The sequence below is a fragment of the Vibrio sp. V10_P2A27P122 genome, assembly GCF_963874335.1.
GTDB classification, from domain to species: Bacteria; Pseudomonadota; Gammaproteobacteria; order Enterobacterales; family Vibrionaceae; genus Vibrio; species Vibrio anguillarum.
The window spans coordinates 1-14,066 of sequence record NZ_CAWNHY010000304.1; the positions used below are offsets into that span (position 1 = coordinate 1).

A 14,066-nucleotide genomic window follows, 5' to 3' on the forward strand; every position below is an offset into this window, starting at 1 on the left:
TAAGTAAGCAGCACTGCATACAATCACTGCAAGGTAAAAAAGGAGAAAACGATGGATAAGCGACACAAAACTGTGATTATTGCTGGCGCTTCCGGTCTCGTTGGGCAGCATGCTTTAGCCATCATGCTAGAAGAGCAAGCCGTCTCTCAAATCTATTCTTTAGTCAGAAAAAGCACCGAAATCCAACACCCAAAGTTGCAAGAAATCATTCATCCGCAGTTGCAAATCACGCACTGGGATGAAAGTTTTGTCCCTCCCCAGCTTGGTCTCATCGCACTAGGGACTACCCGTAAGCAAGCGGGTTCAAAGCAGGGGCTGGAGAAAGTAGACTATGAGTTGGTTTGTCAAGTTGCTCAAACAATGAAGACATTGGGTGTCAAGCGCATTGCCATCGTTTCGAGCTTAGGTGCCAAAGCTCGCTCTCGATCTCATTACTTACAATGCAAAGGGAGAATGGAAGAAACCATTCGCCGAATGGGTTTTGAACAAGTGACCTTCGTCAGGCCTGGGCCTCTAACTGGCATTCGGAAAAACAAGCGAACGGATGAAAAATGGGTACGAGTGATTCTGACTCTATTGCACCCTCTGCTACTAGGGCGCTTACGCAATTTTATCCCCATTTCCGCGCAAGATGTTGCAAGCGCTATGCTCTATTGCCTCTTTCAGATACAACCACACGCCATAGATATTTTGCACTCTAGCGACATGCTTGCCTTGCTCAAGAAGTATCAATGACTTGCTTAAATAACTCACCGATCGGTTCATTTACCAGCACAATAGAAAGATTGATAACCATTTGTTCTAAATCATGCTGATTTTGTCTTTGGATTAACCTACGTTAAAAGATATTGTTGCGTTTCATCGCTTTTATTCCCCTTTTACCTAGCATTATCGACTACATCGCTCATCGGCGATCAACGTAATCATGGGTACACAACTTTTAAGGTGTCGCATCATGTCAGTTGCAGCCATTGCCGCACTCGCAGTATTTATTGGCATTCTGTTTTTTCTCTTCGGACAGCAGAAAAAATCTCACACTCTTTCACGCTTAGTGCTACTTGGGTTGATCCTAGGCAGCGCATTTGGCCTTGCTCTACAAGTGGTTCTTGGTGAAGGACATGTGGCCATCAAGGAAACATTAGGCTGGGTCAACGTCGTCGGTAACGGCTATGTTGGTTTGCTAAAAATGGTGATTATGCCTTTGGTGCTGGTGTCGATGATCGCTGCGGTTGTGAAGCTCGATAAAGGTGGCTCGCTGGGTAAAATCTCTGGCCTGACCATTTCTATCTTACTGCTGACGACCGCTGTCTCGGCATTGATCGGTATTTTTGTCACCCAAGCTTTTGGTTTAACAGCAGACGGCCTCGTTGAAGGCAGCCGTGAAACGGCGCGTATTGCTGTACTAGAAAGCCGCGCCGCTACTGTGAGTGATTTAACTATTCCTCAAATGCTATTAAGCTTTATTCCGACCAATCCTTTTGCCGACTTAACCGGTGCTCGCTCAACCTCGATCATCGCTGTGGTTATTTTTGGCGTACTAACGGGTATTGCGGCGCGTAAAGTAATGTCAGAGAAAGCCGAGCTAGAAACGCCAATCCGCACCTTTGTCGAAGCGATACAGTCGATTGTGATGCGCCTCGTGAAAATGGTGATGGCACTAACCCCTTACGGTATTGCGGCGTTGATGGCGAAAGTTGTCGCTACATCAAGTGCGGGCGATATTCTGAGTTTGCTCGGTTTTATTGTCGCCTCTTATGTCGCCATTGCATTGATGTTTGTGGTGCACGGTATCTTGGTTTCTTTTGTAGGCGTTAGCCCTAAAGAGTATTTTCAGAAAATTTGGCCAGTGTTGACCTTCGCGTTTACCTCACGTAGCTCAGCGGCAACCATTCCTCTGAATGTAGAAGCGCAAATCACTAAGCTGAACGTACCACCAGCAATTGCCAACCTATCGGCTTCATTCGGTGCCACTATTGGTCAAAACGGCTGCGCTGGTATTTACCCAGCCATGCTCGCTGTGATGGTTGCTCCTACCGTCGGTATTAATCCAATGGACGTGCACTTTATTTTGTCGCTAGTGGCTATTATCGCAATCAGCTCATTTGGTATTGCCGGCGTCGGTGGCGGTGCCACTTTTGCAGCCTTAATCGTGCTACCAGCGATGGGCCTACCAGTGACGATTGCAGCACTGCTTATCTCCATTGAACCGTTGATTGATATGGCCCGCACCGCGTTGAACGTTTCAGGCTCAATGACGGCAGGTACCATTACCAGCCGCTTACTGAACGGTAAACAGGTACAAGTTCAAGAACAGCAAGCCTAGAAAGTATCGAACGTTCTCGTTTTTCTCCAAGCCGGTGCCAATGCGCCGGCTTTTTCATTTCAAATCCTCATCAGAGCATGCTTCGCACATTGCTATGTCACACAGGCAATGGTCTAATAAACCTTAAATTTCAGCGACTGGATACTATCGAATGCGACAAGAGCACCCGCCTACTTTCTTTTTCCTCGACTATGAGACGTGGGGAGTCAACCCTGCGAAAGATCGTCCGAGCCAATTTGCGGGCGTTCGCACCGATATGGATTTTAATATTATTGGCGAACCACTGGTCATCTATTGCCAACCACCAGCGGACTATCTGCCTTCTCCAGAAGCGGCGCTTATTACGGGTATCACTCCACAAAAAGCGGTGGCCCAAGGCTTACCAGAGCCTGAATTTATCGCCAAAATTCATCAACAACTCGCCACACCCAACACCACCAGTCTTGGTTACAACAGTATTCGTTTTGATGATGAAGTAACGCGTTACACTTGCTATCGTAATTTCATTGATCCGTATGCTTGGAGCTGGCAAAACGGCAATTCACGCTGGGATTTACTTGATGTGATGCGCGCCTGCCATGCGCTACGCCCAGAAGGCATCAACTGGCCCGAAAATGACGAAGGCTTTACCAGTTTTAAGCTGGAGCATCTCTCAATTGCCAATGGCATCGAACACGCGAATGCCCACGATGCTATGGCCGATGTTATCGCCACCATTGAGCTGGCCAAAAAAGTAAAAGCCGCCCAACCCAAGTTATTTGATTACTTTTTTAACATGCGCCATAAACGCAAACTCAATGATCTGATTGATATCGTCAACATGACACCTTTAATGCACGTATCAGGTATGTTAGGCCGAGAATGCCAATACACCAGTTGGATCGTGCCGATTGCTTGGCATCCCACCAATCAAAATGCGGTTATTGTGGTGGACCTTGCCAAAAACCCTCAACCCCTGATCGATTTAAGCAGCGAAGAACTGCATCAACGTCTATATACCAAACGCGAAGAGTTAGCAGAAGGTGAATTGCCAGTGCCCATCAAATTAGTGCATCTCAATAAATGCCCTATCCTTGCGCCGGCCAAAACATTAACGGCCGAAAATGCAGACCATATCGGGGTCGATAGAAACCTATGCCTTGAACACTTAGCGCTCATCAAGCAGTACCCAGAGATTAGAGAAAAGCTGATTGGCCTCTACACAATTGAGCGAGAATATAAGCACAGTGACGATGTCGATACTCAACTCTACGACGGTTTCTTCTCTCCAGCCGACAAAGCGGCGATGGAGATCATTCGCCAAGCTGACCCAGTCAATCTCGCCGCATTAGACATTAGTTTTAGCGATAAGCGCATCGAACCCTTGCTGTTTCGCTACCGCGCTCGCCATTACCCATTGACATTAAGTGACGAAGAGCAAAGACGTTGGGCAACTCACTGTCGTGATTATTTCGAAAGCCACCTTGAAGAGTACATGCTCAATTTAGAGAACTTAGTTCACACCCACAGCAGTGACGAAAAGAAAATGGCTATTTTAAAATCCGTTTACCGTTATGTGGAAGACATCGCGAGTTAATGTACGAGGTTTTCGCGCTGTCAGGTTTCAAACCAACACGCTGCGATTCCATTTCCGAAAATAGTTTAGGCACAACAAGGCACCGACTTTTATTGTGAATACCATTGCAAAATATTTGGTCTCTATGGGGCTGATTTTCCTTTGCCTGATGGCAGGTATCAATCTTCAACATTGGCTTGGCATCACCATTCCGGGCAGTATTATCGGAATGCTAATTCTGTTTAGTTTATTGGCAAGTGGGCTCGTGCCTGTCGAATGGGTAAAACCCAGTGCCAGTCTTTTTATCCGTTATATGGTCATTTTATTTGTCCCTATCAGTGTCGGATTAATCGAGCATTTTGATTTATTGATGAGTAACGCCATCCCGATTCTTGCCAGCGCGGTGGGCGGTACGCTGATCGTATTAGTTTGTCTGGGTTTAGGGTTGGATCGTTTTTTGAAGAAGGGGAATAAGTGATGTGGTTATTGCTCACGATTGCGGTCTTTTTCCTGACACGTTGGATCAGTAAAAAATGCAAAACGGCCATAATGAATCCGTTACTGCTCAGCCTTGTGATCATCATTCCTATCTTGCTATTTTTTGACATCCCTTATGCCAGTTACTATGCTGATAACCAGTGGCTGAGCTTTCTGTTGCAACCGGCCGTGGTGGCGCTGGCTTATCCTCTCTATGAACAACTGCCTCAGATCCGCTCAAATTGGCGCATCATTGCCCTCGCCTGCGGGGTGGGCAGTGCTATGTCAATGCTCACTGCCAGCTTAATTGCTGTTTATCTTCAAACGGATATACATTTAATCGCCAGCCTACTGGGTAAATCAGTTACCACACCGATTGCGATGGAAGTTTCCAGTAACCTCGGTGGGGAGCCAGCCATTGCCGCCGTTTTAGTGGTCATTGTAGGGCTGTTTGGCGCGATTCTCGCCTACCCTATCTATAACCTTCTCAACATCACGCATCCAATTGCTAAAGGCTTAACCATGGGCACCGTATCTCATGCGCTGGGCACAGCAACCTGCGCTGAAAAAGATCCACGTGACGCAGCATTTAGTTCACTTGCATTAGTCGTGTGCGGCGTAATCACATCGATACTTGCTCCAAGTTTTTTTGCTTTTTCAATGTGGTTGTCCACGCTATAGAGTGCCAACAGAAATCAAAGATACGTCTACTCATGGATTTTGATTGTAGACGTGTCTCACTCTAAGGCTGACTGTAATCGATTTCATGTGTGACCTCACTCTAAATGTGAAAACCAAAATTACGTTACATTACATTACGTGATTTAAATCTCAGTAAAATTTCATTCTTCGCCTAGAATATTCCTCAATACATAGATAAGGACTCATTATGAAAAGCCGTATTGAACAGGCGCTAGCTGATACGCCAAAAACCGTTGCAGAATTTTTGTCGCCCATTCTGCTGTGCGATGATTTTGACGCAACCCTATCACCAGAACAGTTCAACCAACTGCTTTCTCTTTCTGGCTTAGACGATGCGGAATTGCGCGTTGCACTGCTGCCTTTTGCGGCCGCCTATGCTTATGTACCGCTTTCAAACTTTTACGTGGGAGCCATCGTCAGAGGTTTATCGGGCCGTTTGTACTTTGGCGCGAATATGGAGTTTTCCGGTGCACAATTAGGCCAAACCGTACACGCCGAGCAATGTGCCATCAGCCATGCGTGGATGAAAGGTGAACAAGGCGTTGCTGACATTACCATCAACTTCAGCCCTTGTGGGCACTGCCGTCAGTTTATGAATGAGCTTACGACCGCAGACTCGCTTGCCATTCAGCTACCACAGCGTGATGAGAAGTCACTGCAAGAGTACCTACCTGAATCATTTGGTCCTGCCGATTTAGGTGTTGATTCTGGTCTAATGGCAGACGCTAACCACGGCAAAACAACTACCGAAGATGACCCACTCATTGGCTTAGCTCTTAATGGCCTAAACCGCAGTTACGCACCCTATACCAACAATCTCAGTGGTGTTGCCCTGCAAGTTGAGAATGGTAAAACCTACGTCGGTGCGTATGCTGAAAATGCCGCATTCAACCCAAGCTTACCACCATTGCAAGTTGCTCTTGTTCAGTTAATGATGGATGGCCAACGCTTTGATAATATTGTCGCAGCCGCATTAGTTGAGATGTCTGATGGCAGTATTAGCCATTTAGCCGATACTCAAGCCACCTTGGAAGTAATTAACCCAGACATTCCTCTTTCCTATCTTGTGGTTTAGGCGCTCTAGTGAAAAATCCCCAACGCATGGGGATTTTTGCCTTTTGATGGTGCAGGTTTTACCGCATATCCTTTCCGCCCAACAAATTATCAAACACCTCTTGTTTACTCATCGGCTTGTAAAAATAGAAGCCTTGGATCTCATCAATATTCCAGACTTTAAGTTTGCGCAGTTGCGAAGCAGTTTCAACCCCTTCAGCCACGGTAGTTAAGCCTAGCTCTTGCGACATATTGATAATACTGCGCACCAAGGTTTTGGCTTTGTCATTGGATTCCAATGTGGAAATATAAGACTGGTCTAACTTCACTATATCTAATGGAAAATCACACAATGTACTAAACGAGGAATACCCCGTACCAAAATCATCAAGCGCCAACTGTATACCGAGTTTTTTTATCGCATCCATGCGTTTGATCGTCTCTTCTTCAGCCCCCAACAACATACTTTCCGTCAATTCGAGCACTAATTGTCCCGGTTCAATTTGATATTTTTCAATCAATACTGATAAGTACCCGACCAATTTTTTACTGTAGAAATGCGGGCTAGAAAGATTGACGTGAATACTTAGCCGTTTACCCAACGAAAATTGCGACCGCGTTTGCAGTTCGTTAATAAATTGGCAGGCTTGGCCTAGTATCTGCTCTCCCAATTCAATGATCACTTTACGTTGCTCAGCCAAAGGGATAAATACGGCTGGCGAAACCATACCAAGTTGAGGGTGCTTCCAGCGAGCTAGAGCTTCAAAGCCAATGATTTCGGCACTGTCTGCACGAACAATCGGCTGATAGTAAGCAATAATATGGCCATCTTTCACAGCTGAGATGAGATCTCGATTGATCGCTAACGACTTCTGGGCATGAACAAACAATTCTTGTGTCACTGAAACAACCAGGCTGGCTCCAGCTTTCTCTGTTTGTTGAATGGCATAAAAACCACTTTGAACCAAAGTTTCAAAAGAATCGATCGGCAATTGTGAATCAATCACAGCGCCTTCCACACTCAAATCGAGTTCCAAGCCGCCAATATCAGTCTTCCTCTTGTAACTATCGATAAGCTTAGTGCCTCTGTGAATCAAAAAAGAGGTTGCCCCGTTACCCAACTCACACACCATAAATTCATATTCACTAATTCGTCCCATTATGGACGTATTGAAACGGTTTCTAAGCGTAGCCGAAAAATGTTTAACGGCTATATCGTAAGCACTGTGTCCGTACACTTCTGAAATTTCTTTTAGTCTTTTAACCCGTAGGTAGAGCACGGAAAACCCACCACATTCAGTCGGATTGTCAATCAAAGGCTGCACTTGGCTCATCATCGTTGGACGATTAAGTAAACCTGAAACTGGGTCACAATGGGTAAGGTCGTAAATAAGTTGTTCTTGCTGCTTTTGCTCGCTGATATCAGTAATCGATAGCATGATAGAGCGATGCCCACGTTGTTCTATCAATGTAGCTTCGATAAGACACTCTAAACGCTGCTGACCCTTTGTAACAACATGTCCCTCAAATTCACGCATCCCTTGTTCTATATTTTGGTAGAGTAATTCACTGCTGCACACCACATCATTTTGTATAATACAAAACTCATCTAAAACCTTTCCAACCAACTCATCTCTAGAATAAGAAAGCATATCCAACAAGGCTTGGTTCACATCGACAATGAAGCGATCAACCACCAGCAACATTCCGAGATTTTGGCTTTGATAGAGTGCATCAAATTTCTGTAACGTCTCTTTAAGCCTATCTTCCGCCAAGGAGGATGAGGCAGCAAGTGAACGGACAAGTTCTGTAATTCGTTCAAACTCATCTTGTTTATCATTCGATTGTGAAGAGAATGCACTCTCTTCAATCAGCTGATTGATCCCACGCTCAAAATTCTCAAACCGTTTGGCTACCTTGCTGCGAAACAGAGCAAAAGTAGCCACGGCGACAAAGCCGGCCGCAATGATGATCGTCAAAATCAAATAATAAAAAGTTTCGTTCCCTTTTTGATAGTAAAGCCGCTGAGCACAGGTTTTTAGATAGCCAATAGGTTGCCCTGTCATATCACTAAGTAAGGTGTAATGCGTGATATTATTTTGATCTCTTTCAATACCCTCTTGATTATGACTAACAGGTAAAATCACAGGAGAATCGGTAACTACAATGTCATTTTTAGCGGTTAGTAGGTTCTGATACTGAGAAGGGAAACGGCGGGTTAAGTGCTGTCCCCATAGCATCCACCCCACAACATCAGCCGTACCTTCACTGTTACGCACCGGAGTTAGGCTCACCACCCACACACTATTTTCCACACGGATGAGGCCAGAGCGGCTAGTTTTATCCTCATCAAGTGTGTGATGCATCTGAATTAAATGGTCGCTCACACCTTGTGAGCGTATCAACTGTTCCACTAACGAACAGTTTGTGCCTGGTTCAATATCCCGACATAAGTATTCAACCAATTGCGAGGATTCGGTGATGAAAGCCAAAACGTCTAAACCTAAAGTATCGAGGGAATCAGGATACAAGTTGCGCTCAGCAAATTGAGTGTCGCCATTCAACAGCAACTGATAAGTTTCATCCCAATAAGCCCAATCATAAGAACGCTTTTCTTGCTGTGCTAAAAGATCTTGAATTACCGACTGAGCTTGATTGCTATCTCGATGAATCTCAATTGATTCAAGTTCATTCAAACTATATAAAAAAAAGTGGCGAGTAATAAATAAGCTGCTAAGAATGATCCCAACCAACCCGACAGAAAACAACAGAGCAGTTTTCGTGTGTAGAGTAATAAAACGCAAACGTAAGAAAGTTTTCATAGCCATAGGTGTCTTTTTCTTAGTCAATCTCACATAAACTTTAGACTGAAATTACTTCATATTCTTAACGCAGTTTCTCGAATGCTGTTTACTGCACATTAATTGCTATTTCAGCCTTAATTTTGTACAGATATGAGTTCGTTTACTGCGTATTACACAAACCACTCTATCGGCAGCACGAACAGGAAATCACTCATCTCTCACCACAAAGGCAAACGTTTGCTTTTATTCTTAATTTTAGTATGATTTTGGCTGTTTTCGCTATTACCTATTGCTTGAATGTAAGGATTCACTATGTTTGGTACTGCTACACGTGAAAATGCCACCCGCGTTTTACTGCTTGGTTCCGGAGAATTGGGCAAAGAGGTGGCAATTGAATGCCAACGCCTTGGTTTAGAAGTGATTGCCTGTGATCGCTACGCCAACGCTCCAGCAATGCAGGTGGCGCATCGTAGCCACGTATTGGATATGCTCGATGGCGATGCGCTACAAGCCATTATCGAACTCGAAAAACCAGACTACGTGGTGCCAGAAATTGAAGCAATTGCCACTCATAAGCTGGTTGAACTGGAAGCGCAAGGCTTAAACGTTGTCCCCACTGCAACGGCCACTCAATTGACGATGAACCGTGAAGGCATTCGCCGTTTAGCCGCAGAAACTCTTGCCTTACCTACCTCTCCTTATCAGTTTGCTGATGACTATAATGATTTTGTACTGGCGATTGAGCATGTCGGTATGCCTTGCGTAGTTAAGCCTGTGATGAGTTCATCAGGTAAAGGCCAAAGTGTGATTAAGACGCAAGAGGATATTAGCCGCGCTTGGGCATACGCTCAAGAAGGTGGCCGCAGTGGAGCTGGGAGAGTGATCGTCGAAGGCTTTATCGATTTCGACTACGAAATTACTCTCTTGACGATTCGAGCAGTGGATGGTGTCCATTTCTGCGCTCCCATTGGCCATCGACAAGAGGAAGGGGATTATCGCGAATCATGGCAACCACAAGTGATGTCGGCTAACGCAATTAAAGCCGCTGAATATGTAGCAGAACAAGTGGTTAATGCACTCGGTGGTTACGGCTTATTTGGGGTTGAACTGTTTGTAAAAGGCGATAATGTTATCTTCAATGAAGTATCCCCTCGCCCACATGATACGGGAATGGTCACCCTTATTTCGCAAGAGCTGTCTGAATTTGCGCTACACGTGCGCGCGTTCACGGGTATGCCAATCAACAGTATTACCCAATATGGGCCATCGGCATCTGCGGTTATTTTAGGTCAAGGCACCTCCACTAACCTTAGATTTGATGGAATAAATGAAGCACTGTCTATCCCACACACTCAACTTCGTCTGTTTGGTAAACCAGACATTGATGGACGCCGTCGGCTTGGGGTTGCTCTGGCGAAAGATAAAGAACTCAAACAGGCTTTGCACAACGCAATTCAATGTGCCAAAAGCGTGAAAGTGATTCTGTAAAAACGCAAAGCGAGCCACTAGGCTCGCTTTCATTTTCTTCACCAACAATACTCGCTGCAGAGCCTTACTCTTTAATCAGTTCACTGACTGTACCAACCACACTGTCCGCGGCTTTTCTCATTTCATCAATCAGCTTTTGCGTCTCTTCTAGTTTGCTGTTACATGCCGTGACTTGGCCTTGAATTGCCCCCATCATAGAGGTAGAACTGTTGGTCAGTTCGCTATTGAGCTTAACAATATTACCAATTTCATCGGTCGCTTTGGTGGTATTGGAGGCTAATGAGCGCACCTCATCAGCAACCACCGCAAAACCCCGGCCATACTCCCCGGCACGCGCAGCCTCGATAGCGGCATTGAGCGCCAGCAAATTAGTCTGTTCTGCTATGCCTGTAATGGTGGTTACAATTTTGGTGATTTGCTGCGACTGGTTGGCCAGTTGCGTCATCGATGTATTCGCCTTAGTGATCGCGTTATCAATCTCTTTAGCAATGGAGGCGGCTTCGGCTAGCGTTCCCGTCCCAAGTTGAGCAATATGTACCGTTTCTTGTGAGGTGTGATGCGCCACTTCTGCTGCATCTTTAATCGCCCGAGCTTGCAGTACTCGTTGCGTGACATCAGTTGCAAACTTAGTCACACCAATCACTTTATGCTTTTCGTTAAAGATGGGGTTATAAGTCGCTTCTAACCAAATTTCATCACCATGTTTTGTAAAACGTTTAAATAATCCCGTTTTAAAATGGCCGCTAGCAAGCGACGCCCAAAAATTCGGGTTCTTTCTATAAAACTCATCGTCACAGAATAGGCGATGTGGTTTACCAACGATTTCTTGTAATTTGTACCCAACACAGGACAGAAAGTTTGGATTCGCCTCCACAACCGTCCCATCGGGAGTGAAAGAAATCACAGCCATTGACTTATCGACAGCTTCAAATACAGCCACTTGTCTATCCAATTTCTCTTTTGCAGCAGTGACATCACTGGCAATCTTCACCACCTTAACCACTTTTCCTTGCTCATCTTTTACTGGGATGTACGTGGCTTCAATCCAGACTTTATTATGGCTTTTAGTTAAACGGCAAAACGTCCCCGCATGAGGTTTACCTTGCGCTAAATTTTGCCAAAGTTGACTATATTGAGGCGCATTAACAAATTCACTTTCACAGAACATTCGATGATGCTGGCCCACCACTTCCGATAATGAATAACCCAACACTTGTAAGAATGAGGAGCTGGCAGTCAGAATATGTCCTTGTGGATCAAACTCAATATAAGCCATCGTGCGTTTTATTGAATCAACCACCAGTTCATCACTGCTCTTTTTAGACTGTTGATTGCTGTTTGGCTTCCGACTAAACAAACCCATAGTTTTTCCTTAGTATTAGAGCGGCTGATATAGACGTAATGGCTTGCTCTCATCAAACGCCTAAAACCTACCTATTTATTGTTGTATAAGATGTATAAATAAACGATTTAAGCATAGTCTGTTACTTCTCAATTAACCACACGACTTCAGCAAAACGGCTTAATCCTCGTTGACTGATCTTAGGGTGATTTTCATCAGCATCGTCACGAAACAGACACGTCACTTTGCAGTCAGTGAATAACGACTCAACTTCATTTTTGGCGACACAGAATGGAGGGCCCGTCATTTCACTTTGAACGTAATCCAGCGTCACAAGCAATATCCTTCCGCCCTCTTTTAACAGTGAAAGCAAGCGAGTAACGTACTCCTCTCGCATTTCAGGGGGCAGTGCAACTAACGCCGCTCGGTCGTAGATAAGCTCAACCGCTTTTAGCGGCGCAATAAAGACATCTCCGGTATAAATCATCAGTTCATCAAACTGATACAGTTCATGCGCTCCATTTAAGCGAGTGACCGTTGGCGTATAAAAATGCTCGGCAAAAAAGGAACGAACGGCAATTTCACTCAGCTCTACACCCTGAACCTGTTCATGCTGGGAAGCGAGCCATATCAAATCTTCACTTTTTCCGCACAATGGTACAAATACACTTTCATTTCGTTGAGGTGAGAGTTGAGGCCAATATTCGGTCAACAATGGGTTCACATCTTCTAAGTGAAATCCTATTTGGTTGGAGGCCCATTTCTTGTGCCAAAACTCGGGATCTTTCATTATCTTCGTGCTCTACGATTAAAATCTACAGCCAGACAAAGTACATGCTACTGACTAATAAGTGAATCCCCAACAGGTTAAACAAACAGCACAAAGACAGATAAAGATGTTCATATTTGGTTCATCCTCATTAGATACACTTGGTAACACATCAAATTGAACAGATAGCCTAGCGAGGCGTCTGAAGATAAGACCTGTGATAAAGCGCAAAATTATGGATTAATTGTTCCACGAGCTATTGAGTTGACTTTGTTTAGCCCAAGATCTCATAGCAAGCGACTCTGGTTATCACGTGTTTAGGTCTATTTTGGTTTCACCTTTTACCTAGACTAAGTTAAGGAGAATGAATGAGCCTATTTTTACGTACTACGGCACTGATGCTTTTAGTACTAAGCAGAGCCCCTGCCTTTGCAGCCGTTCCGTTCAATTCAGAAAGTGATGCCAAAGTTGGTGAATCGAAAAATCAACTCTCATCTAAACTGTTCAAGCATAGTTTAAGCGGTTTATATGGCATCCAGTCCACCAACAACCAGCCTTTGCAACCCTATAACGATTTTGAAATTCTCTACAGTAAAGCTCATCAAGCTCAACGTGAACTTGAAACATTGTGCAGAAGTACTGCTTTACTGACATCAACAGAGGCTCACTTTTCTGGCGTGAAATCACGTGACCGAGCATTAAGTAAAATAGAACATGAATTAGGTGGGCAAGCTGATAGGATCACAGATTTAGCCAGAACAACCCTTGTGGCAAATGATGTACCAAGCTTAGTCGAGGCTTATGAAGTATTAAGCCGAGAGGCCAGCATCGTAAAAGTAAAGAACCGCTTTAAATCGCCTGCGGCATCGGGATATCGTGATTTAAACTTACTGGTTCAACTTCCTAAAACCAATGTCATTGCAGAAGTACAATTGCACCTTAAAGCCATTGCCGATGTGAAAAATGGCCCCGAGCATCGTTTCTATGAACAGATTCAGAAGTTTGAACGTGTCGCCGCATTAGAGAAGCGAGCGTTACATGATATTGAAAAGGCGCAAATTAACCAGTTTCGTCGCCAATCTATCGAGCTCTACCAAAACGCCTGGCAGCCGTATATCACCACTCATATTCAAGCAGCCTAATACGTTCAGAACCCTTAACTCACCATAAACAGAAAAAAAAAGACCACGCATAGCGTGGTCTATTGCTCGGTCTATTTTTCGACATTAATGTTCTCGACTCGGGCTTTTAATTTCTGCCCTGGGCGGAACGTTACGACACGTCGAGCGGAGATAGGAATATCCTCACCTGTTTTTGGGTTTCGACCCGGACGCTCGTTTTTGTCTCGTAGATCAAAATTACCAAAACCAGATAGTTTTACCTGTTCGCCACTTTCAAGCGCCTTGCGAATCTCTTCGAAAAACACTTCAACCGTTTCCTTGGCATCCCGTTTACTGTATCCAAGCTTTTCAAACAGGTTTTCAGCCAATTCGGCCTTTGTGAGCGCCATAAAACTTCCCTCAAAGCTATGTTAAACCTTGCTGCTTCTAAGC

At 44.7% G+C, this 14,066-nt stretch carries 12 protein-coding genes; 8 read left to right on the forward strand and 4 right to left on the reverse strand.

Annotated features, from left to right (window positions below):
• The first annotated feature begins 51 nt into the window (after positions 1–51).
• From AACQ17_RS16875 to cdd, 6 genes are all read left to right on the forward strand, one after another.
• Positions 52–735, forward strand: coding sequence for an NAD(P)H-binding protein (locus AACQ17_RS16875; RefSeq protein WP_013856632.1), 684 nt, complete (start codon positions 52–54; stop codon positions 733–735).
• 220 nt (positions 736–955) lie between these two features.
• On the forward strand, positions 956–2,323 hold the full coding sequence (locus AACQ17_RS16880) for an L-cystine transporter (protein ID WP_026028454.1): 1,368 nt from the start codon (positions 956–958) through the stop codon (positions 2,321–2,323).
• Between the two features lie 151 nt (positions 2,324–2,474).
• Entirely contained in the window at positions 2,475–3,899 is a 1,425-nt protein-coding gene (sbcB, locus tag AACQ17_RS16885; protein WP_094147975.1) for an exodeoxyribonuclease I, read from the forward strand.
• A gap of 124 nt (positions 3,900–4,023) precedes the next feature.
• The gene (locus AACQ17_RS16890; protein WP_033197434.1) at positions 4,024–4,356 is read left to right on the forward strand and encodes a CidA/LrgA family protein; all 333 of its coding nucleotides are present in this window, start codon (positions 4,024–4,026) and stop codon (positions 4,354–4,356) included.
• Entirely contained in the window at positions 4,356–5,036 is a 681-nt protein-coding gene (locus tag AACQ17_RS16895) for a CidB/LrgB family autolysis modulator (protein WP_094147976.1), read from the forward strand. Before AACQ17_RS16890 ends, AACQ17_RS16895 begins: the two co-directional genes overlap by 1 nt.
• 208 nt (positions 5,037–5,244) lie before the next feature.
• Complete coding sequence (cdd, locus tag AACQ17_RS16900; protein ID WP_017044845.1) at positions 5,245–6,132, forward strand: cytidine deaminase; 888 nt, start codon at positions 5,245–5,247, stop codon at positions 6,130–6,132.
• A gap of 58 nt (positions 6,133–6,190) precedes the next feature.
• On the opposite strand, the gene AACQ17_RS16905 is transcribed toward cdd, so the two are convergent.
• Positions 6,191–8,938, reverse strand: coding sequence for a bifunctional diguanylate cyclase/phosphodiesterase (locus tag AACQ17_RS16905; protein WP_240507687.1), 2,748 nt, complete (start codon positions 8,936–8,938; stop codon positions 6,191–6,193).
• A gap of 288 nt (positions 8,939–9,226) precedes the next feature.
• On the opposite strand from AACQ17_RS16905, the gene purT reads away from it, so the two are divergent.
• Complete coding sequence (gene purT / locus AACQ17_RS16910) at positions 9,227–10,402, forward strand: formate-dependent phosphoribosylglycinamide formyltransferase (RefSeq protein WP_094147008.1); 1,176 nt, start codon at positions 9,227–9,229, stop codon at positions 10,400–10,402.
• 64 nt (positions 10,403–10,466) lie between these two features.
• On the opposite strand, the gene AACQ17_RS16915 is transcribed toward purT, so the two are convergent.
• Entirely contained in the window at positions 10,467–11,765 is a 1,299-nt protein-coding gene (locus tag AACQ17_RS16915) for a methyl-accepting chemotaxis protein (protein WP_094147007.1), read from the reverse strand.
• Positions 11,766–11,886: 121 nt separating this feature from the next.
• Entirely contained in the window at positions 11,887–12,534 is a 648-nt protein-coding gene (locus AACQ17_RS16920) for a thiopurine S-methyltransferase (protein ID WP_094147588.1), read from the reverse strand.
• 347 nt (positions 12,535–12,881) lie between these two features.
• Between AACQ17_RS16920 and AACQ17_RS16925 the strand changes: the two genes are divergently transcribed.
• Positions 12,882–13,655, forward strand: a complete 774-nt coding sequence (locus tag AACQ17_RS16925; RefSeq protein ID WP_094145800.1) for a phosphoribosylglycinamide formyltransferase — start codon at positions 12,882–12,884, stop codon at positions 13,653–13,655.
• A 71-nt stretch (positions 13,656–13,726) separates the two neighbouring features.
• On the opposite strand, the gene ihfA is transcribed toward AACQ17_RS16925, so the two are convergent.
• On the reverse strand, positions 13,727–14,023 hold the full coding sequence (ihfA, locus tag AACQ17_RS16930) for an integration host factor subunit alpha (protein WP_010319630.1): 297 nt from the start codon (positions 14,021–14,023) through the stop codon (positions 13,727–13,729).
• Positions 14,024–14,066 lie beyond the last annotated feature (43 nt).